This window comes from Citricoccus sp. I39-566, from assembly GCF_031432995.1.
Classification (GTDB): Bacteria; Actinomycetota; Actinomycetes; order Actinomycetales; family Micrococcaceae; genus Citricoccus; species Citricoccus nitrophenolicus_A.
The window spans coordinates 2,481,425-2,502,231 of the sequence record NZ_CP133842.1 but is presented as its reverse complement, the minus strand read 5'-3'; the positions used below and the strand labels follow the sequence as shown (position 1 = coordinate 2,502,231).

21 protein-coding genes and 1 pseudogene are annotated in these 20,807 nt (G+C 68.9%); 12 read left to right on the top strand and 10 right to left on the bottom strand.

Translation table 11 applies throughout. The features are described from left to right. Positions 1-43 precede the first annotated feature (43 nt). Complete coding sequence (locus RE421_RS11505; RefSeq protein WP_309809881.1) at positions 44-856, top strand: isoprenyl transferase; 813 nt, start codon at positions 44-46, stop codon at positions 854-856. Here RE421_RS11505 and RE421_RS11500 read toward each other — a convergent pair. After that, a complete protein-coding gene (locus RE421_RS11500) occupies positions 829-1,887 on the bottom strand; it encodes an alpha/beta hydrolase (RefSeq protein ID WP_309809878.1) in 1,059 nt (352 codons plus the stop codon). The genes RE421_RS11505 and RE421_RS11500 overlap by 28 nt on opposite strands. A 68-nt stretch (positions 1,888-1,955) precedes the next feature. Between RE421_RS11500 and RE421_RS11495 the strand changes: the two genes are divergently transcribed. Continuing rightward, entirely contained in the window at positions 1,956-3,044 is a 1,089-nt protein-coding gene (locus RE421_RS11495) for a quinone-dependent dihydroorotate dehydrogenase (RefSeq protein WP_309809875.1), read from the top strand. A gap of 6 nt (positions 3,045-3,050) precedes the next feature. On the opposite strand, the gene RE421_RS11490 is transcribed toward RE421_RS11495, so the two are convergent. Beyond that, positions 3,051-3,656, bottom strand: a complete 606-nt coding sequence (locus RE421_RS11490) for a DUF3043 domain-containing protein (protein WP_309809872.1) — start codon at positions 3,654-3,656, stop codon at positions 3,051-3,053. Between the two features lie 74 nt (positions 3,657-3,730). Between RE421_RS11490 and RE421_RS11485 the strand changes: the two genes are divergently transcribed. The 7 genes from RE421_RS11485 to RE421_RS11455 all read left to right on the top strand — a co-directional run bounded on the left by RE421_RS11485 (position 3,731) and on the right by RE421_RS11455 (position 10,130). Further along, a complete protein-coding gene (locus RE421_RS11485; protein WP_309809867.1) occupies positions 3,731-5,146 on the top strand; it encodes a dipeptidase in 1,416 nt (471 codons plus the stop codon). A 113-nt stretch (positions 5,147-5,259) separates the two neighbouring features. Then, positions 5,260-5,652: an iron-sulfur cluster assembly accessory protein gene (locus RE421_RS11480; protein ID WP_309809864.1), complete on the top strand. Its 393-nt coding sequence runs from the start codon at positions 5,260-5,262 to the stop codon at positions 5,650-5,652. Positions 5,653-5,963: 311 nt separating this feature from the next. Then, the gene (gene coxB / locus RE421_RS11475) at positions 5,964-6,839 is read left to right on the top strand and encodes a cytochrome c oxidase subunit II (RefSeq protein WP_347919100.1); all 876 of its coding nucleotides are present in this window, start codon (positions 5,964-5,966) and stop codon (positions 6,837-6,839) included. Next, positions 6,839-8,548 (top strand): cytochrome c oxidase subunit I, encoded by a 1,710-nt coding sequence (gene ctaD, locus RE421_RS11470; protein ID WP_309809859.1) that lies wholly within the window; start codon positions 6,839-6,841, stop codon positions 8,546-8,548. The genes coxB and ctaD overlap by 1 nt, the downstream gene beginning before the upstream one ends. After that, positions 8,545-8,946: a cytochrome c oxidase subunit 4 gene (locus tag RE421_RS11465; protein ID WP_309809854.1), complete on the top strand. Its 402-nt coding sequence runs from the start codon at positions 8,545-8,547 to the stop codon at positions 8,944-8,946. Before ctaD ends, RE421_RS11465 begins: the two co-directional genes overlap by 4 nt. Positions 8,947-9,238: 292 nt before the next feature. Further along, the gene (locus RE421_RS11460; RefSeq protein WP_309809852.1) at positions 9,239-9,508 is read left to right on the top strand and encodes an ATP-binding protein; all 270 of its coding nucleotides are present in this window, start codon (positions 9,239-9,241) and stop codon (positions 9,506-9,508) included. A gap of 289 nt (positions 9,509-9,797) precedes the next feature. Continuing rightward, complete coding sequence (locus tag RE421_RS11455) at positions 9,798-10,130, top strand: ATP-binding protein (protein WP_309809849.1); 333 nt, start codon at positions 9,798-9,800, stop codon at positions 10,128-10,130. A gap of 175 nt (positions 10,131-10,305) precedes the next feature. On the opposite strand, the gene RE421_RS11450 is transcribed toward RE421_RS11455, so the two are convergent. From RE421_RS11450 to RE421_RS11435, 4 genes are all read right to left on the bottom strand, one after another. After that, complete coding sequence (locus tag RE421_RS11450; RefSeq protein ID WP_309809847.1) at positions 10,306-11,994, bottom strand: ubiquinol-cytochrome c reductase cytochrome b subunit; 1,689 nt, start codon at positions 11,992-11,994, stop codon at positions 10,306-10,308. 5 nt (positions 11,995-11,999) lie between these two features. Then, the gene (locus tag RE421_RS11445; RefSeq protein ID WP_309809843.1) at positions 12,000-13,079 is read right to left on the bottom strand and encodes a Rieske 2Fe-2S domain-containing protein; all 1,080 of its coding nucleotides are present in this window, start codon (positions 13,077-13,079) and stop codon (positions 12,000-12,002) included. A gap of 68 nt (positions 13,080-13,147) precedes the next feature. Further along, positions 13,148-13,951 (bottom strand): cytochrome c, encoded by an 804-nt coding sequence (locus tag RE421_RS11440; RefSeq protein ID WP_309809840.1) that lies wholly within the window; start codon positions 13,949-13,951, stop codon positions 13,148-13,150. A 94-nt stretch (positions 13,952-14,045) separates the two neighbouring features. Then, a complete protein-coding gene (locus RE421_RS11435) occupies positions 14,046-14,624 on the bottom strand; it encodes a heme-copper oxidase subunit III (protein WP_309809836.1) in 579 nt (192 codons plus the stop codon). A 348-nt stretch (positions 14,625-14,972) separates the two neighbouring features. On the opposite strand from RE421_RS11435, the gene trpD reads away from it, so the two are divergent. After that, entirely contained in the window at positions 14,973-16,028 is a 1,056-nt protein-coding gene (gene trpD / locus RE421_RS11430) for an anthranilate phosphoribosyltransferase (RefSeq protein ID WP_396134491.1), read from the top strand. A gap of 23 nt (positions 16,029-16,051) precedes the next feature. Here trpD and RE421_RS11425 read toward each other — a convergent pair whose 3' ends face one another. Next, a complete protein-coding gene (locus RE421_RS11425; RefSeq protein WP_309817329.1) occupies positions 16,052-16,342 on the bottom strand; it encodes an Lrp/AsnC ligand binding domain-containing protein in 291 nt (96 codons plus the stop codon). Positions 16,343-16,384: 42 nt separating this feature from the next. Next, positions 16,385-16,810: a DUF3054 domain-containing protein gene (locus RE421_RS11420; protein WP_309809829.1), complete on the bottom strand. Its 426-nt coding sequence runs from the start codon at positions 16,808-16,810 to the stop codon at positions 16,385-16,387. A 76-nt stretch (positions 16,811-16,886) separates the two neighbouring features. Here RE421_RS11420 and RE421_RS11415 point away from each other — a divergent pair, with 76 nt between their 5' ends. Then, entirely contained in the window at positions 16,887-17,582 is a 696-nt protein-coding gene (locus RE421_RS11415; RefSeq protein ID WP_309809826.1) for a hypothetical protein, read from the top strand. Then, positions 17,579-18,163, top strand: coding sequence for a hypothetical protein (locus tag RE421_RS11410; protein WP_309809821.1), 585 nt, complete (start codon positions 17,579-17,581; stop codon positions 18,161-18,163). The genes RE421_RS11415 and RE421_RS11410 overlap by 4 nt, the downstream gene beginning before the upstream one ends. A 10-nt stretch (positions 18,164-18,173) precedes the next feature. Here RE421_RS11410 and RE421_RS11405 read toward each other — a convergent pair whose 3' ends face one another. Then, positions 18,174-18,644, bottom strand: coding sequence for a VOC family protein (locus RE421_RS11405; RefSeq protein ID WP_309809818.1), 471 nt, complete (start codon positions 18,642-18,644; stop codon positions 18,174-18,176). A 39-nt stretch (positions 18,645-18,683) separates the two neighbouring features. Continuing rightward, positions 18,684-19,951 (bottom strand): annotated as a pseudogene (locus tag RE421_RS11400) (rhodanese-like domain-containing protein). Positions 19,952-20,807 lie beyond the last annotated feature (856 nt).

Genomic DNA, 20,807 nt, shown 5'->3' with positions numbered 1-20,807 from the left:
CTGAACCACCCCTGAACCACCCACCAACCCGAGGACCCGCCGCATGCCCTCCCGCCCCGACCGCAGCACCGGCAGCGCCGAACCGTTCCCGCATCCCTCGGGCGCCGAACCGCCGCGGATCGATCCGCGCTTCGTCCCCCGCCACGTGGCCATCGTCATGGACGGGAACGGCCGCTGGGCCAATGAGCGCGGGCTGCCGCGCACGGAGGGACACCGGGCGGGCGAGGCGGCGCTGCTGGACGTGATGGCCGGGGCCGTGCAACTGGGCATCGAGTACGTCTCCGTCTACGCGTTCTCCACCGAGAACTGGAAGCGCTCCCCGGAGGAGGTGCGCTTCCTCATGGGCTTCTCCCGGGACGTGCTGCGCCGCCAGCGGGACACGCTGGACTCCTGGGGCGTGCGCATCCGCTGGAACGGCCGTCGCCCCCGGCTGTGGACCTCCGTGATCAAGGAACTCGAGGTCGCCGAGGAGCAGACCCGCGCCAACAGCCGCTGCCACCTGACCATGTGCGTCAACTACGGCTCGCGCGCCGAGATCACCGACGCGGTGCAGGACATCGCCCGCGAGGTCGCCGCAGGCCGGCTGAAGCCCTCCGGCATCCGCGAGGACACCATCGCCCGGCACCTGGACGAGCCGGACGTGCCGGACGTCGACCTCTTCGTGCGCACCTCGGGCGAGCAGCGGCTCTCCAACTTCCTGCTGTGGCAGTCGGCCTACGCCGAGCTCGTCTTCCTGGACACGCTGTGGCCGGACGTGGACCGCACCACCCTGTGGGACGCCGTGGAGGTCTATGCCCGCCGCGACCGCCGGTACGGGGGCGCGGTGGATCAGTCCGGCACCGGCTCCACCGCGTAGGTGTCCAGCCACCGGAACATCTCGCGGGCCGCGGCCCTGCGGATGGCCTGGGGTGAGGCCATCACGTCATGCAGCGCCCCGGCGTGGCGGACCACCGTGACGTGCCGGCCCAGCCGGGTGGCCCGCTGGGCCAGGATCTCCACGTCCAGCACGATGTCCGCCGCCGTCATGTCCTGACGCCAGGACGGTCCGAACACGGTGCGGTCGGAGAGCATCACGTGGACCGGCTCGGTGAGGCTGAGGCCCGCGGCCACCGTGGCGTGGCCGGCCATCACGGCCTTGAGCCAGCCGCCGGGCACCTCGAAGGCGTACTGCGGGCGCCAGAGCGGGTGCAGGTCCCAGTCGCCGTCGGCGGCCGCGGAGATCGTCCGCCAGTAGTGGTCCACCCGGGGCAACTTGAGGAAGTTCTTGGGCTGCAGCCGCACCACCGGATCCAGCACGGCCGAGGCCATGTGCCGGACCAGCGCGGAGCCCTGCATCTCCAGCCACGGGCTGTTGAGCACCAGTGCCCGCGCCCGGCCGGGGTGCCGCGCGGCCCAGAGGGCCAGGGTCAGCCCGCCCGTGGAGTGTCCCATCAGCACCGGCTGCTGCGGGTGGTCCCGCGCGATGATGCGCAGCGCCTGCCCGATCTCGTCGTCGTAGACCTCGAGGCTCTCGGCCCAGCCGGGCGTCTGGCCCGGGCGCAGGGACCGGCCGTACTTGCGTAGGTCCAGGGCGTGGAAGGCATAGCCGCGCTCGGCGAACAGCCGCGCCAGGGGCGCGTTGTAGAAGTAGTCGGACCAGCCGTGGACATACAGCACCGGAAGGCCCGACGCCGGCTCGTCGCCGTCCGCCGGCATCGTGCCTCCCAGCGGCTCCGGACCGGCCAACCGAACCAGGGTGGCCGCGTTGGGGCCCTCCTCGTCCACCTCCAGCGGGATGGTCTGGCGCTCGAAGCCCTCCAGGATGTCCGGGACCCACACGCCGGGAGGCGAGTCGGCCAGCAGCGCGTCGGGTGCAGGCTCGGTGGCGGGGGAGAAGGGGGTGTCCATGGGTTCGTCATGGTACGCCGGCGCAACGTGGACCGGGCCACCGGCCGAAACGTGGTTCCATAAGGATCATGACTGCTCTGCCCCCGTTGCCCCCGCTGCCGCGCGTCTATCCCGCGTTCTTCAACGCCGTCTTCCGGGGCATGGACGCCGAGCGGGCCCACCACATCGGATTCTCGATGATCCGCGCGGCCGAGACCAGCGGGGCCTCGGCGGCCCTGCGGCGGGCCACCCGGCCGAAGGCGGGGCTGGCCACCCGGGTGATGGGACTGGACTTCCCCTCGCCCTTCGGCCTGGCCGCCGGTTTCGACAAGCAGGGGCTGGGAACCGCCGCCCTGGCGGACCTCGGCTTCGGGCACATCGAGGTCGGCACCATCACGGGGCAGCCCCAGCCCGGCAACCCGGCCCCGCGCCTGTACCGGCTGACGGAGGACCGGGCGCTGGTCAACCGGATGGGCTTCAACAACGACGGCGCCGCGGCCGTGGCCCCGCGGCTGAAGGCCACCCGCACCCTCCTGACCCGGCGGTTCGGCCGGCGCCGGCCCGTCCTGGGCGTCAACATCGGCAAGACCAAGGCGGTGCCGCTCGAGGACGCCACCGGCGACTACCTCATCTCGACCGCCGCCCTGGCCCGGCACGCCGACTACCTCGTGGTCAACGTGTCCTCGCCCAACACGCCCGGGTTGCGCCAGCTGCAGGACATCGGGTCCCTCGCTCCGCTGCTGGCCGCGGTGCGCAAGGAGGCGGACCGGACCACCGGCCGCCACGTCCCCCTGGCCGTCAAGATCGCCCCGGACCTGGCGGACGAGGACATCGATGAGGTCGCCGCGATGGCCGTCGAGATGGGACTGGACGGCGTGATCGCCACGAACACCACCGTCTCCCGCGCGGGGCTCAGCACGCCGGGCGCCGAGGTGGAGGCCATGGGGGCCGGCGGCCTGTCCGGAGCGCCGCTGAAGGGGCGGTCCCTCGAGGTGCTGACGCGGCTGCGGGGCGTCCTGCCGGACACGGTCGGACTGATCTCCGTCGGCGGGGTCACCACCGGGGACGACGTCCGTCAGCGGCTCGACCTCGGCGCGGACCTGGTGCAGGGCTACACGGCCTTCCTCTACGAGGGGCCGTTCTGGGCCGCCCGCATCAACCGCGAGCTCGCCGGCTGAGCGGGATCAGGCGGGGAACTGGCCGCGCTTGACCTGCGGCTTGGGCAGGCGGAGCCGCCGCAGCTGCATGGCCCGCATGACGCCGTACCAGCGCACGCCGCGTTCCACCTCACCGAACCTCTCGGTCAGGCGCTTCTTCAGCTGGAAGGAGATGAGCACGCCCTCCAGCACCACCAGCAGCACGATCGCCCACAGCGAGAAGGTCAGCCAGATCGCGATGTCCGACTGCGGAAGGAACGCCATGAAGACGTAGACCAGCACGATCACCATCAGCCATTCGCCCACGCCAGTGCGGGCGTCCACCCAGTCGCGGGCGTAGCGCTTCTGCGGCCCGCGGTCCCGCAACGGCATGTTCCGCTCGTCGCCGGTCTCCATGGCCAGGCGCATCTTCTGCCGCTCGGCCATTTCCGCGTCGCGGGCGGCCTTGCGGGCCACCTTGCGGTCCTCCGGCACGAGGGGGCGGCGGCGCGCGGCCTCCCGCTCGGCGCGCGTCGGCGTCGGACCCTTCTTGATCTGATGGCGCGCGGCCGTCTGCTCGGGGGTCTCGATCACGGGAGCCGTCGCGGCCGCGTCGCTGGAGGGGTTCTCGGAGGTCTTCTTGCGTCCAAACACCCGTTCATTCTAGGTGGTCACCGGACGGCCGGTTGCCGGGACCGTGCCGTGGTCCACTCGCTAGGCTGGCGGCTATGACTGAACCGTTCCAGACCTCTGCCCGCCTGCCCCTGGACGCCGAGACGGTGGCCCGCATCACGGACGCCGTGGACCGCGGCCTCGAGAAGACCGTGGCCACCCTCACGGACCTCGTGGCCATCCCCGGGATCGCCTGGGACTCCTTCGACCGGGAACCGCTGGAGCGCTCGGCGCAGGCGGTCGCGGCGCTCATCCGCTCCCTGGGCGTAGTGGACGTCGAGGTGGTGACCGAGGCGAAGGCGGACGGCACGCCCGGGGGACCGGCCGTCGTCGGGCGCCGGCCGGCCGCCCCCGGGAAGCCAACCGTCCTGCTCTACGCCCACCACGACGTCCAGCCGGTGGGGGAGGAGTCGCTGTGGGAGACGGAGCCGTTCACCGCCGTCGAGCGGGAGGGCCGCCTGTACGGCCGCGGCGCGGCCAACGACAAGGCGGGGATCATGGTCCATCTGGCCGCCTTCAAGGCCATGCTCGACGCCGGCGCCGACTCGGGCGTGGGCGTCACCTTCTTCATCGAGGGCGAGGAGGAGGCCGGCTCACCCACCTTCCGGACGTTCCTGGAGCGGCACCGCCAGAAGCTGGCCGCCGACGTGATCGTGGTGGCCGACTCGGGCAATTGGAAGGTCGGGGTTCCGGCGCTGACCACCTCCCTGCGGGGACTGGTGGACGGGGTGATCGGCGTGCGCGTGCTGTCCCACGCCGTCCACTCGGGCATGTACGGCGGACCCGTGCTGGACGCGCCCACCCTGCTGGCCCGGCTCATTGCGACCCTGCACGACGACCAGGGCAACGTGGCGATCGCCGGGCTGGACCAGACACACCATGCGGACCTCGAGTACCCCGAGGCGGACTACCGGGCCGATGCCGCCGTGCTGGACTCCGTCCGGCTGGCGGGCACGGGATCCCTGGCCGACCGGCTGTGGAACCGGCCGGCGCTGAGCATCATCGGCACGGACGTGACGCGGTTGGAGGTGGCCTCCAACACCCTGCAGCCGGAGGCCAGGGCCAAGTTCAGCCTGCGGCTCGGACCGGGCATGGACCCGGATGCCGCGATGGACGCGGTCCGGGCCCACCTGGACTCGGTGCGGGACACCGTCCTGTTCGGGGCGCAGGTCATCTTCGAACCGGGGGAGACCGGCCTGCCGTTCTCCACGGACACCTCCGCCGGCCCGGCCCAGTTGATGCTGGCCTCCCTTCGCGCCGCCTTCGGGGTGGAGCCGGTCGAGTCCGGGATGGGCGGGTCGATCCCCTTCACGGCGGACCTGGTGGAGGTGTTCCCGGAGGCGACCCTGCTGATCACCGGGGTGGAGGACCCGGACTCCCGGGCGCACTCCGCCAACGAGTCGCTGCACCTGGGCGACTTCCGGCACGCCGTGCTGGCGGAGGCCCTGCTGTTGGCCGCCGCAGGGCTCTGACCTAGAATCAGGGGACGCCTCGGCTTCCGAGCCACCCGAACCAGCCGGCGGGAATGAACTGCCCGGAACCGGTGTTGGGACCGAGGAGAACGCACGCAGACGAAGGAGCGAGCATGACCGTTTCCGCGGATTCCACTGAGACCGAGATCCCGACCGCCCAGCCGGCGCAGGGCCTGGACGCCCATGAGGTCCAGCTGACCGAGGTGGCGGCCACCAAGGTCCGCACCCTGCTCGAGCAGGAGGGTCGCACCGATCTGCGCCTGCGCGTCGCCGTGCAGCCGGGCGGCTGCTCCGGACTGATCTACCAGCTCTACTTCGACGAGCGGGTCCTGGACGGGGACACCCTGCGCGACTTCGACGGCGTCGAGGTCATCGTGGACAAGATGAGCGTGCCCTACCTGACGGGCGCGAGCATCGACTTCGAGGACACCATCTCCAAGCAGGGCTTCACGATCGACAACCCGAACGCCGGCGGCTCCTGTGCCTGCGGTGATTCCTTCCACTAAGCCTGCCGTCTCCCGCCTGGACGCCGGGTGTCCGTGCCGAATTTCGGCACGGGCACCCGGCGTTTTCGCGTGTCACAGGGCAGACGAACAGGGCGGTAAGCTCTACAGTAGGTAGTAAACCTAGGGGTCCCCCTGTGGCCGCTTCGTTCCAGTTCAGCCGCTGATCAGCGCTCTGACTGGGCGGAGTCCGGCCGTAGGAGGCATTCGCACTCGAGATTGAAGAGGAAGGGCCGTCTGTGAGATCGCAGAATCAAGCCGGCAGCCGTGGCAGGCGTCTCCTGAAGGGGGGAGCGCTTGCCGTTGTGGCAGCCATGGTCCTGTCCGGTTGTTCGGAGCAGGTTCAACGAGGGTTCCTGCCCGGCACACGGGAGACCACCAACCAGACCCCGCAGTTGACCGACTTGTGGGTCAACTCCTGGATCGCGGCCCTGATCGTGGGTCTGGCGGCCTGGGCCATGATGCTCTGGTGCATGGTGGCCTACCGGCGCCGGAAGAGCGACAAGGGCTTCCCGCGCCAGATGGCCTACAACGTGCCGCTGGAGACGCTGTTCACCATCATCCCGGTGATCATGGTGCTGACCCTGTGGGGCTTCACCGACCGCGTCCAGCGCGAGGTGGACACCCCGGTGGAGGACTCGCCGCTGACGGTCGAGGTCTACGGCAAGCAGTGGGCCTGGGACTTCAACTACAGCTATGAGGGCGAGCAGAAGCACTACCAGGGCGTGCAGGCCCAGCTGGACGGCACCGAGGGCGTCGAGGAGACCCTGCCCACCCTGTACCTGCCGGTGGACGTGCCCGTCGAGTTCGAGCTCAAGTCCCGCGACGTCATCCACTCCTTCTGGGTCCCGGCCTTCCTCCGCAAGCTGGACATGGTTCCCGGCAAGTCGAACTACATGTACCTCACGCCCACCGAGGAGGGCACCTTCCAGGGCAAGTGCGCAGAGCTCTGCGGTGAATACCACTCTGAGATGCTCTTCAACGTGGAGGTGGTCTCCGAGCAGGAGTTCACGTCCCAGCTGTCCCAGATGGAGGACGGCCACGTGGGTGACGAGTACAACCGCAACCCCAACGAGCACGAGGGCGGCGCCCAGAACCAGGAGAACCCGGTTCAGGGCGACGGCACCACCCGGGTGGACTCCGGAGGCCCGACCGGCGGCGAAGACTCGATCGGCGAGGGAGACAACTGATGACCACCTACGAATACGCCACGGATGACGCCGCGACGGCCCAGCCACGCGTGGTGCCCGTCTCCAAGGGCAAGATCATCGTCAACTGGCTGACCAGTACAGACCACAAGACCATCGGGTACATGTACCTGATCGCCTCGTTCATCTTCTTCTGCGTGGGCGGCGTCATGGCGCTGCTGATCCGCGCGGAGCTGTTCGAGCCCGGGATGCAGCTGCTGCAGACCAAGGAGCAGTACAACCAGCTGTTCACCATGCACGGCACCATCATGCTGCTGATGTTCGCCACGCCCCTGTTCATCGGGTTCGCGAACGTCATCATGCCGTTGCAGATCGGCGCGCCGGACGTGTCCTTCCCGCGGCTGAACCTGCTGGCCTTCTGGTTCTTCCTGTTCGGCTCCATCATCGTGGTGGCCGGATTCCTCACCCCCCAGGGGGCGGCGTCCTTCGGCTGGTTCGCCTACGCGCCGTTGTCCAACACCACGTACTCACCGGGCGTCGGTGGGGACCTCTGGGTGTTCGGCCTGTTCCTGCAGGGCTTCGGCACCATCATGGGTGGCGTCAACTTCATCACCACCATCCTGACGATGCGCGCCCCGGGCATGACCATGTGGCGCATGCCGATCTTCACGTGGAACACGCTCATCACCGCCATCCTGGTCCTCATGGCCTTCCCGCCGCTGGCCTCCGCACTGGCGGCCCTGGGCATGGACCGGCGGTTCGGCGGGCACGTGTTCGACCCCGAGAACGGCGGTGCCATCCTCTGGCAGCACCTGTTCTGGTTCTTCGGTCACCCCGAGGTGTACATCATCGCCCTGCCGTTCTTCGGCATCGTCTCGGAGATCATCCCAGTCTTCAGCCGCAAGCCGATCTTCGGCTACAAGACGCTCGTCTTCGCCACCACGGCCATCGCGGCCCTGTCCGTGACCGTGTGGGCGCATCACATGTACGTCACCGGCTCGGTGCTGCTGCCGTTCTTCTCGCTCATGACCATGCTGATCGCGGTGCCGACGGGCGTGAAGTTCGTCAACTGGATCGGCACCATGTGGCGGGGGTCCATCACCTTCGAGAATCCGATGCTGTGGTCTCTCGGCTTCATGGTCACCTTCCTGTTCGGTGGCCTGACCGGCGTCATCCTCGCCTCGCCTCCGCTGGACTTCCACGTCTCCGACACCTACTTCGTGGTGGCGCACTTCCACTACGTGGTCTTCGGCACCGTGGTGTTCGCGATGTTCGCGGGCTTCTTCTTCTGGTGGCCCAAGTTCACCGGCAAGATGCTCAACGAGCGACTGGGCAAGATCCAGTTCTGGATGCTGTTCATCGGCTTCCACGGCACCTTCCTCATCCAGCACTGGCTGGGCGTCATGGGCATGCCGCGCCGTTACGCCGACTACATGGTGGAGGACGGCTTCACCCTGATGAACCAGTTCTCCACGATCTTCTCGTTCGTGCTGGGTGCCTCCCTGATCCCTTTCTTCTGGAACGTGTACATCACGGCGCGCAAGGGCAAGAAGATCACCGTGGACGATCCGTGGGGCTTCGGTGGCTCCCTGGAGTGGGCCACCTCCTGCCCGCCCCCGCGCCACAACTTCCACTCCTTGCCGCGCATCCGTTCGGAGCGTCCGGCACTGGACCTGCACCACCCTGAACTGTTGCCGACGTCCCCGCAGCATGAGCCCGAGATCTTCGGAGAGAAGGCGGCCGCCAAGTGAGAACCAACGTCAAGCTGTTCACGATCCTCGGCGTCTTCCTGATCATCGTGGCCACGGTGTACGGCTTCTGGGTCCGGTGGACCGAGTGGGCCGGAATCCCGGCCCTCTACGCCGTGGCTGGCCTCTCCCTGATGACCGCCGTCTTCCTGTGGCTCACCGACCGCAAGTTCGGCCAGGGCCCGGATGATGACGAGCACGGTGAAATCGCCCAGTACGCTGGCACCTACGGATCCTTTGCCCCCTGGAGCTGGTGGCCGCTCGGACTGGGCGTGGCCTGCGCTGGTCTCGTGCTGGGACTGGCTCTCGGCTGGTGGATCTTCCTCGTCGGCGTCGGGCTCGGGATCTATTTCTTGGTGGGTTGGGTCTTCGAGTACTCGAAGGGCGACCACGCCCACTGATCCACCCACGCAACGGCACACGGGCCGGGAATCCCTCACGGGGTTCCCGGCCTGTTTCGTCTCAGAGCGGCCGTTGCAGACCGCCGAGGATCGACTCCAGTCCGGAGGCCCCGTCGTGGCGGCGCCAGCAGCCCACTTCGTCCTCGTCATCGTCACCGAAAGCGGCCCACTAGGGCACGATGAGGCCCCTTCGCCGGACGCGGAGTCTAGCTACGGACCCAGCCAGCGGGGAGATCGACTGTCCGCCTGTTGGGAGAGGAGATGTCCGCCGACAGGGAGGTCCCGGTGTCCCTTGACAGTCATCGATGACATCGGCCTACTGCCGGTCGCCGACGATGCCGCCGAGGGCCTCTACCGCATCGTGGACGCCGCCTACGAGAAACGCTCCGTGGCCATCAGCCCGAACCTGCACCCGACCGGCTTCGACGAACTCCTGCCCAAGACCCTGGCCACCGCCACCGTGGACCGGCTGCTGCACCACGCCCACGTCTGCAAGACCACCGGAGACTCTGTGCGGATGACCCAGGCGATGGCCGGGAGGGGAGTCATGCCACTGAACTGATCCCATCACGGTGGCCAGCACCACCACCCAAGCGGGCAAACCAGCTGGCCACCAGTGGGCAGTTCTCCTGGCCACCAGCGGGACGAAACACTGGCCGCCTATGGGCAGAACTCAACGGCCCTTGACAGCCGGGACCGTCGACTTCCAGATTTGAGGTCCGGACCGCGTCGTCGCTCCCGCAACGCACGTGCACGTCCACGCCGTGAGCAGGGTGTTTCCAAGCACACCACTGCTGGCTCCCATGCCCACCATAGAAAGATGCGCCCGTTGGCCCCCACGCATAATACTGGTGGACCCCAGTGAAGCGAATATTCAAACTGGCCACTGCCGGCGGATCGACACCGGGAAGACCCACCTGGCCGTCGGCATGGCTGCCTGCTGCCACAAGGCCGCCCTGGAAGGACGCTGGTCCACCACGATTCGCTACTTCTCCGGACCGACCCTGCTGGTCATCGACGAACCCGGCTACCTCGCGCTGCCCACCGCAGCGGCCTCAGCCCTGTTCCAGTTGCCCAACCAGCGCTACCTCAAGACCCGCTTCGTGATCACCACCAACCGGCCCATAGGCGCATGCGCCGAGCTGATGGTCGTTGATGGCATCGTGATGCTTCCGGTGGGCTGACCGCGGCGGGGTGGTCAGTTCTCCTGGCCGACACCGGGCCGGAGCGCTGGCCACCTACGGGCAGAAGCCCCTGGACATTGACAGCTGAGTCCTGACGGGAGCGGACCGGACAGCAGCAGGGCCCCGCCGTGATCGGCGGGGCCCTTCTGCGCTCCGGAGGTCCGGTCCGTCTCGGTCAGTGGCCGATTGAGGACTGGTTGCTCTGGCCTTCCACGGCGTCCGGGACGTGCCCGTGGTCGTGGGTCTTGGCCTCGGTGAGCTCCGCGCGGGTGACCGGCTCAACCCGGTCCTCGTAGAACCAGCGGTGGAGCTTGGCGCGGCCCTTCTCGGTGCCCGAGACCTTGCCATCACGGCCCGGCTGGGCCGGCAGCGGCTTCTTGGACTCGAAGCTGACCAGCTTGTAGAGCTTGTAGTCGTCCAGCCGCTCGTGGCGCTCACGGAACTCGCCCTCGGGGGTCATCTCGATCACTCCGGCCTCACGGCCGTGCAGCACGATCTCGCGGTCCTTGCGCTGGAGCGCCAGGCACACCCGCTTCGCGATGATGAAGCCGATGATCGGACCGAAGATGAACAGGAATCGCAACCAGTAGGTCACATCGTTCAGGGACACGTGGAAGTGCGTGGCGATGAGGTCGGAGGAGGCCGCCGCCCACATGACGCAGTACCAGACGACGCCGGCCACGCCGACCCCGGTGCGGGTCGGGGCGTTGCGCGGACGGTCCAGGATGTGGTGTTCGCGGTCGTCCTTGGTGATCCACCGCTCGATCCAGGGCCATCCGAACATCAGGCCGAAGAGGATGCCGGCGGGGACCAGGGCTGGCAGCAGCACGCCCAAAGCCAGGGTGTTGGTACCCCATGGTAGCGGGATGTCCCACTTGAAGGAGAAGTCGCCCAGCATGCCGGGCATCAGGCGGAGGGCGCCGTCCACGAAGCCGATGTACCAGTCCGGCTGGGTGCCGGCCTGCACGGGTGAGGGGTCGTACGGTCCGTAGTTCCAGATGGCGTTGATGGTGAAGAACCCGGCGAGCACCGCCACGACGCCGAACACGATGAAGAAGAAGCCACCGGCCTTCGCCGCGTACACGGGGCCGACCGGGTAGCCGACCACGTTGTTCTCGGTGCGTCCCGGGCCGGGGTACTGGGTGTGCTTGTGGACGACCACCATGAACAGGTGCATGACGATCATCAGCAGGATCAGTGCCGGAACGATCAGCACGTGCAGGATGTACAGGCGTCCGACGATGTCGTCACCGGGGAACTCGCCGCCGAAGAGGAAGAACGAGATGTAGGTGCCGATGAGCGGGATCGCCTTCACCACGCCGTCGATGATGCGCAGGCCGTTGCCGGAGAGCATCTCGTCCGGCAGGGAGTAGCCGGTGAAGCCTGCGGCGAGGCCCAGGATCAGCAGGGTGCAGCCGACGACCCAGTTCAGCTCACGCGGACGCCGGAACGCACCCGTGAAGAACACGCGCAGCATGTGCACGGACATGGCCGCAACGAACAGCAGGGCCGCCCAGTGGTGGACCTGACGCATGAACAGGCCACCGCGGATGTCGAAGGAGATGTCGAGAGCCGAGGCGTACGCAACGGACATCTCCACGCCGTAGAGAGGCTTGTAGGAGCCCTCGTACGTGGTGTGGGCCATGGAGGGGTCGAAGAAGAAGGTCAGGAAGGTGCCCGACATCAGGAGGATGACGAAGGTGTAGAGGGCGACCTCGCCGAACATGAAGGACCAGTGGTCCGGGAAGATCTTCCGGCCGAATTCCTTGACGATGGGGGAGACACCGACGCGGGTGTCCATGAAGTTGGCGATCCTCCCCGTGGGGGTGGACGCCTGGTATTCGGTGTTGGTTGGGGTGCTCATAAGTGTCAGCCACGCTCCCAGTAGGCAGGTCCGACGGGCTCGTGGAAGTCGCTCCGGGCGACGAGGAAGCCCTCTTCATTGACGCGGATCGGCAGCTGCGGCAGGGCGTGGCCAGCCGGGCCGAAGATGACCTTGCATTCCTGCGTGAGGTCGAAGGTCGACTGGTGGCAGGGGCACAGCAGGTGGTGGGTGTGCTGCTCGTAGAGCGCCACCGGGCAACCGACGTGCGTGCAGACCTTGGAATAGGCGACGATGCCGTCCACGTTCCAGTTCTCGCGCTCCGGGGAGACGTGCATGTCCTCAGGGTTCAGGCGCATGAGCAGCACGACGGCCTTGGCCTTCTGGTTGAGCATCTCGTGCGGAGGCAGCTCGTTCAGCCCCTCAGGGATCACATGGAAGGCGGAGCCCATGGTGACGTCGGAGGCCTTGATCGGGGTGCCGGTAGGGTCGCGCACCAGGCGGACGTCCGGAGCCCAGAAGGTGTGGCGCAGGCGCTCTGGCCCGAAGTTCTCGGCGGCCAGGTCGCTGAAGTTGTCCGTGTCATCCAGGTCGCGGAAGATCGCGATGGCCGGCAGAACGGCGAGGGCGCCGGCGCCGATCAGCGTGTTCCGCAGCAGTGGACGGCGCTTGATCTGGGTCTCGTCGATGATGTCCTCGACCATGCCGACGGCCAGCTGACGGTCCGCCTCGGTGCGGACCTCATGCCGGTCCTCCGTCACCTCATGGTCCGGCATCAGGGTCTTCGCCCAGTGCACGATGCCCACACCGATGCCGAACATGGCGAAGGCGGTGCCCAGTCCGAGGAGCATGTTCTGGAGGCGGACCGTGGAGATCGGAGTGCCGGGGCCGATCTGGCCCACCACGAAGTAGCCGACGAAGAACAGCAGCGTGCCGACGATCGAGAGACCGAAGAGGAAGGCTACCTGGCGCTCGGCGCGCTTGGCCGCCCGGGGATCCTCGTCGGCCAGCCGCGGCCGGTGCGGCGGGATGCCGGGGTTGTCGACGGCGTACTGCCTCGACTCCTCCGCACCGGCGTGCTCAACGGCTCCCGAGTGCTCCGGGCCTCCGTGGCTTTGCTCAGACATAGATCTGAATCCTTTGCTTGAGTGATGGTGACGTTGTGTGTGGTCGGCGCCCCCACGGCGCCGTCAAATCAGGAGGACCTGGAGGTCAGCCAGACCATGAAGCCGACGAGGACCGCGAGTCCGCCGGTCCACACCAGCAGGCCTTCGGACACCGGACCAAGGGAGCCCAGGGAGGCGCCGCCGGGGGAGCCCTGGCCCTCGATCTGCTTCAGGAAGGCGATGATGTCACGCTTGTCCTCGGGCTTGAGGTTCGCGTCACTGAAGACCGGCATGTTCTGCGGCCCGGTGGCCATGGCCTCGTAGATGTGCTTCTCCGACACGTCGGCGAGGCCCGGAGCGAACTTGCCGCGGGTCAGGGCGCCACCGGAGGCAGCGGCGTTGTGGCACATGGCGCAGTTCACGCGGAAGAGGGTGCCACCGTTGCCGAGGTCGACGTCCTCGTGGTCGGTGTCCAGGTACTGGTCCTCCGGCAGGGCCGGACCGGCACCGAGGGAGGAGACGTAGGCGGCGAGCTGCATGGTCTGCTCGTCACTGAACTGGTTCGGCTTGGCCTGGGCCTGGGGGCCCTGCATCTGCATCGGCATGCGGCCGGTGCCGACCTGGAAGTCGACGGAGGCGGCACCCACGCCGACCAGGGTGGGGCCATCCTGGGTGCCGACGGCGTCCATGCCGTGGCAGGTGGCGCAATTGGCATTGAAGAGCTTCTCACCCTCGGTGATGTCCTCAGCGCTGTACGTAGAACCCGTGGTGGCGGCCTGGGCCTGGTTCATGGTGCTGGCGACGGAGTAGAGGCCGCCGGTGATGAGAAGTCCCAGAAGCAGCAGCGCGAGCCCGGCGATGGGGTGGCGCCGTTTCTGTGAGAGTGCCTTCACGGTGGGTTCCTAACGTTTCTTGTTGACCGGAGGAGGGTGACGTTCCGTATCCGGTCTTCCTCGGTGTGGTGCGGGCGTGCCCGGGAGGTGCGGGCTATTTCAGGAAGTAGACGATGGCGAAGAGGGCGATCCAGACGACATCGACGAAGTGCCAGTAGTAGGACACGACGATGGCCGAGGTGGCCTCGTGGTGGCCGAAGCGCTTGGCCAGGTAGGCGCGGCCGATGATGAACAGGAAGGCGATGAGGCCACCGAACACGTGGATGGCGTGGAAGCCGGTGGTGATGTAGAAGGCGGAGCCGTAGGCATTGGCGTCGATGGTGACGCCGTGCGAGACGAGCACCGCGTACTCGTAGCACTGCACGGAGACGAAGATCGCGCCCATGATGAAGGTCAGGATGAACCACTCGACCATGCCCCATCGCTTGAGGGAGAAGATCCCACCGGTGCGGCGCGGCTGAAGGCGCTCGGCGGCGAAGACGCCGGCCTGGGCCGTGAAGGAACTCGCCACCAGTACCAGGGTGTTCACGAAAGCGAGCGGGACGTTCAGCGTCGCGGTGCTTTCGGCCCAGAGCTCGGGCGAGGTCGACTTCAGCGTGAAGTACATGGCGAAGAGCCCGCCAAAGAACATCAGCTCGCTGGAGAGCCAGACCATGGTGCCCACTTGCACCATATTGGGTCGGCTGGGGAGCCCTGTTGCGGGCCTGGGGAGGGCATGGGTTGCAGTCGTCACCCAGCCATTATGGCCCTAAAACGGCCCACGGCTCCAATGCGACGAACGTTTCGGCGTTTCCTGTTCTTCCCGGATCGAGCCTTCTCTCACGAACTTCGAGCCGGACACCCAGCAAAGACGCAGGTTTGCAGGTCAGTCGGCAGTTGTTCTGGGGTGCTCGCCGAGTTACGAGTCAAGAGTATGTCCTAATCTGCGCGCCAGCGGAAGACCCTGGGGAACCTCGCTGCCCGGTGCAATGCGGATTCGCATGCCTAGGTGCGCGATCCGGGCAGGGATAGCATGACCCGCGTGAGTACATCGAGCCCCACCCCCCCGTCCGTCTCGTGGCCTTATGTCTTCGGACGGCTCGTGTCCCGAAGGGACCTGACCACCGACGAGGCCATGTGGGCCATGCGCGAGATCATGTCCGGCAATGCCACGGACGCGCAGATCGCCGGCTTCCTGATGGCGCTGGCGTCCAAGGGGGAGACGGTGGAGGAGCTGTTGGGGCTCACCCAGGTCATGCTGGACAACGCGGTGCACCTCGATGTCCCGGGGGAGACCCTGGACATCGTCGGCACCGGCGGGGACAAGCTCGGGACCGTCAACATCTCCACCATGTCCTCCCTGGTGGCGGTCGGCGCCGGGGCCACGGTGGTCAAGCACGGCAACCGTGGGGCGTCGTCGACGGCGGGCGCGGCCGACGTGATCGAGGCCCTCGGGGTCGACCTGTCCCTGCCGGTGGACAAGGTGGTGGAATGCGCGACGTCCGTCGGCATCACGTTCCTGTTCGCGCAGGGATACCACCCGTCGATGAAGTACGTGGCCCCCGCCCGCAAGCAGCTGGGCGTGCCGACCGTCTTCAACTACCTGGGCCCGCTGACGAACCCCTCGGGCGTACGTGCCCAGGCGCTGGGCTGTGCGAGCGAGCGGATGGCCCCGCTGCTGGCCGGCGTCCTGGCCGACCGGGGCCTACGGGGGCTCGTGTTCCGGGGCAGCGACGGGCGGGACAAGATCACCACCTCGGGCCCCTCTGCGGTCTTCGAGGTGCGGGACGGGACCGTCACCGAACACGAGCTGCGACCGCAGGACTTCGGGATCGACCTGGCGCCGGTGGAGGCACTGGCCGGTCAGGACGGACAGCACAATGCCGGGATCGTCCGGAACCTGCTGGCCGGACACCACGGGCCGGTGCGGGACGCGGTGCTGCTGAATGCGGCGGCCGGCCTCACGGCCTTCGACACCGCGGCCGAGGGGCATCTCTTCGACCGGATCCGGGCCAATATGGCGCGCGCGGCGGAGTCCATCGACTCCGGAGCCGCCCAGGGCGTCCTGGATGCGTGGGTGCGGACCTCGCACTCCTGAGGGGCGCCCCGGTCCGCCGACGCCTACTGCTCGATGTTCTCGAAGCCGAGGGCGAAGCCCTCCTCGAGATCGTGCCGCGAGTAGGCGCGGAAGGCCAGCATCGTCTCGGTGTCCCTGACGCCCTCCACCTTGGACAGCTGGTCGGCGATGACGTCGGCGAGGTCGTCGTACTGGCGCAGGCGCACCATGGCCACCAGGTCCCAGTTACCGGTCACGGAGTACACGGAGGTCACCCCGGCCAGGTCGGAGAGCTGCTCGGCGCACTCCGGAATGCGGTTCGGGTCGGTCTTGATCATCACGAATGCGGTCACCACGGTGGAGCCTCCTGTGCGGTCGGTGGGGTTCACGCCATCATCCTATGACCGCAGCCTCGGCCGCCTGCGCCGCCACTGCAGGACTCCCGCCGTGACGGCACGCCGCCCCAGCAGGAAGAGGCCGAGGACGCCGGCGGTCACGAGCTGGAAGGACGGCGCCGCCGTGTCACCCAGGGCCACCCGGAGCAACAGTCCGCCGACCACGGTCACCAGCCAGACCACGACGCCGGCCGGCCAGATCCGCGCCCAGGTGCGCCCCGGGCGGGTGAGGGCGGTGGCCACGGCCCAGGCCGCCAGGAACGGCAGTGCGGTCAGCAGGATGCCGCCGAGGTCCATCCCGGATTCATGGGTGCGCCGGCCGAGGGCGGCAAAGAGGATGATGAGCAGCACATCCAGGCCCCCACCGATCCAGGGTCCCGCGGTGCGGACGGTGGGATACGGCGCGGGGGCAGTGGGGAAGGAGGGCATCAGACCACCCTACCCCGCACGAGCATCACAAGTCTTAGACCTTGTGATGCTCTGAACAATACAGTATCCTTGTGAAATGTTCGTCATGACCATGGATCAGCGGGCCTCCAGCGGAGGTCCTGACCGGGTGACCGCCCTCGTCGACGGGCTGAACGGCCCGTCCCCCGGCGAGGGGCCGGGCCGCGGCATCCTCCGTCCCTTCCAGCGGACGGCCGGAGACGAGGTCCAGGGGGTGGTGGAGCGAGCGGACACGGTGGTGGGCATCGCACTCTCCGCCGCCCGCTCCGGGCACTGGAGCGTGGGACTCGGAGTGGGTCCGGTACGGCACCCCTTACCGGCCGAGACCCGCGCCGGGGCGGGTCCGGCCTTCGAGCACGCGCGGCGTGCCGTGGAGCGGGCGAAGCACTCTCCGGGCCACCTCGCGGTGTCCGGCCCGGAATCGGCCGGAGACCACGGCGCGGAACTGCTGGAGGCCATCGAGGCCAGCCTGCAGCTGCTGGCCGAGCTGGAGTTCCGGCGCAGCCCCGAGGGCCAGGAGGCCGGGCGGCGGATGGACGCGGGCGGGACGCAGCGGGAGGCCGCCGAGGAGCTGGGGGTGAGCCAGCAGGCTATCAGCTCCCGACTGCGCAGCGGCCTGTGGGGCGAGTCCCGCCGCCTGGCGTCCGTGGTCTCTGCCATGCTGGCGCGCGTCGACCGTCTGGTCGATCAGGATCAGGACGCCGTCGATCAGGATGATGAGGACCGTCCGAGGGGATCGGGAGGGCAGTCATGACAGAGCCGGCAGGTCTGTCCCTGGCATTGCTCGCCCTGGCGGGCCTGGTGGGCATGCCGCAATTCTCCCGGCGGTTCCGGGGGACGGCCGGGCACCCGCACGCGGTCCTGTATGTCTCGGCGGTGATCCAGCTGCTGCTGCTCGGCGCGGCGGCCGCGCTGGCCGTGGCCTCCGGCGGCAGTGCAGGGTGGTCGCTGGCCGGCCCGTTGGCCGTGGCGGCGGCCACCGTGGGCGGCGGAGCGCCGACCACGGCGATCCTGCAGCTGTCCTTCAACGCCTCGCACCCCGAGCATCAGCGGATGCTGACGGGACCGGAGGGCGAGCGGATCTTCAACGAGGAGCATGAGTCCCAGCCGGTGCTGCGGGGCGGTGCCTGGATCGGGGTCCTGGAGCGGTTGGCCGTCGCCTCCACGTTGATCATGGGCTGGCCGGAGGGGCTGGCGATCATCCTGGCCGTCAAGGCCCTGGGTCGGTACTCGGAGCTGGGCAAGTCCGGCGCTGCGGAGCGGTTCATCCTCGGCACCTTCTCGAGCCAGCTGTGGGCGTGTGCGTGCGTGGGCGTGGCGGTCCTGCTGACCTGAGGCCGGCGTCTCAGAGGCAGAACTCGTTGCCCTCCGGATCCTGCAACCCCGTCCAGGTCCAGGGCCCCTGGCGACCCGATCCGACCTGCGTGGCACTCAGGCCGAGCAGCCGTTGCAGCTCGACGGCACGGCGGTCATCGTCGGATCCCGGTTCCCGCAGGTCCCAGTGGACGCGGTTCTTCACGGTCTTGGCCTCCGGGACAGGTTGGAACAGGATGCGGGGCCGGTTCGGGGACGGGGCGGTCCCCGCCGGTGGGGCGATAGCGGCACCGGCCACCCACACCACCCGGCCCCGATGCGTGGTGATGTCCGAGGCCGAGGCGTGCCCCTCCGCCACCATGCGGCGGATGAAGTCCTCGTCCTGAACCTCGACCTCCCAGCGCAGGGCCTGCGCCCACCAGTCGGCCAGGTCATGGGGCTGCGCCGAATCGACGCAGAGTTGGAGGCCGTAGGCGGGCTCGACCGCGCGGTCTGTGGTCATGGACCGAGCGTAGGCCGCGGGCCGGAGCGCGGAACAGGTTCAGGCGACGCCGGACGCGGCGGGTGAGCGGCCGGCGTCGTGCCCCTGCTCCCGGTGCCAGCGGCTCCAGCCGGCGTACGAGCCGTCCAGCTCGGCCACCGTGAATCCGGCGCGGCGCAGCGCGGAGGCGGCCACCGAGTTCCGCACGCCGGTCTGGCAGTACGTGACGATGGTGCCCTCGCGGGGGAGGGAGTCCTGGTTCCACAGGACGCGGCCGGCGTTGAGCTGCTGGGAGCCCGGGATGTGCCCGTCGGCGTGCTCGCCCTTGCCCCGGACGTCCAGCAGCAGGACGCAGTCGGTGGACTCGAGCTCTGCGGGGGAGACGACGGTGGGGGTGACGGCCGGGAGGCCCTCGATGGAGGGGAGGTAGCCGGCCACCCGGTCCACCCCGACGCGGACGAGGTGGTCCCAGTAGTCACGGGCCTAGTCGGCGTCCGCGGCCAACAGGACGATCGGCGTGGAGTCCCGCTCCGGGTCATAGGCCCAGGCGCCGTGGCTGGCGGTCTTGCCCGGGTTGGGCAGGGACAGGGAGCGGAGCACGGTGCCGGCGTGGACGGCGTCCACGGAGCGGGTGTCCACCAGGACGAGGGAGCCGTCCTCGAGGCCGGCGGCCACGGTGGCGGCGTCCAGCTCCTCGAGGTCCCCGCGGGCGCCCAGCACCTCCGGGCCCTGCCGCAGGCGGATCCCGCCCCGTGGCCCGGGAACACCTGGACGTGGTCCGGCAGGCGTAGGAAGACGTCCTGCAGGGAGGCGAACAGCTGGCGCGCGCCCTCGTAGCGGGTGTCCACGCCTCCGGCGGCCTCGTCGAGCAGGTCGGGGCGGCCGAGGTCTCCCGAGAAGACGAAGTCCCCCGAGAGCAGGTAGCCGGGCTGGTCCGTCACGGCGCCGTCGGTGACCAGGTAGGACAGGTGCTCGGGGGTGTGCCCGGGGGTGTGCAGGGCCGTCAGGGTGAGGTTGCCCAGGGTGATGGAGTCCCCGTCGGCCAGCCGCTCGGCCTCGAAGCGGTACTGCCGGTCGGTGCCGCCCTCGGCCGAGACGTACAGGGTGGCCCCGGTGGCGGCGGCGAGCTCCCGGGATCCGGAGAGGTAGTCGGCGTGGATGTGCGTCTCCGTGACGGCGGTGACCGCCATCCCGTGGCGCGCCGCGAGGTCCAGGTACTCCTCGATGTCCCGGCGCGGGTCCACCACGATCGCCTGCCCGGCCGCCTGGCAGCCGATGAGGTAACTGGCCTGGGCGAGGTCGTGGTCGTAGATCCGTTCCAACAGCATGGCGCGCTCCTTGAGGGGGTTCAGGGGGTGGCAGTCAGGTTAGTTCAGGGTGCGGGTGGCGGAGGAGGTCCGGGGCGCGGACGGCTGGTGGTGGCCGGCGTCCAACACCGTGGTGACGGCGGAGTGGTCCGAGGCGTGCCGGCCATCGCGGCCGGTGCCGGTCAGGTCGACCCGGGTGGCCAGCGGCTGTCCGCGGCGCCCATAGACCCAGTCGCGGACGAACAGGTAGTCGATGCGCCGCGGGGACGGACTCGGGCCGCTGGATGCCCATGGCCCGGGCGGTCTCGAGGAACCAGGTGGAGTCGGCGGTGGTGGTGTGGCCGGCCGTGCCGTCACCGGCGTGGGCCCAGGCGTCCACCCAGTAGGTGCCGGAGGCGCCGAGGGATTGCAGGCCGGTGAGGTACCGGACCACGGAGGAGTCCGGGGCGACGCGCAGGTCCCCGCCCAGCACCAGGACCGGCTCGGAGTCCGCCCACCGCTGCCGCGGGCTCTCGGGCCGCCGCACGGCGTGCAGCATCTGCTGTTCGCGTTCGTGGGCCCGGTCCCCGCCCCAGACCCCGTGCAGGTTCACGACGGCGAACGCGAAGCCGGGTCCGCGCCTCGCCGGCGCGTCGGGGTCCGTTTCGGCCTCGGCGAACACGGCCCAGTTGCCCTGGGGGCCGGCAGGTAGTCCTCCAGTCCGGGCACCGGCGGCAGGGTGCCGGCCTCCTCCAGGGCGAGGGCCGGCCCGTGCAGCATGCCCGGCCCGGACCGGCCGGTGCGGTCCTGCTCGGCGTGGAGGACGTTGAAGGTGGTGATGGTGAGGGTTCCGGGGCGGGAATCGGACGGGCGGCCGCGCTCTTCACCCTAACAATGG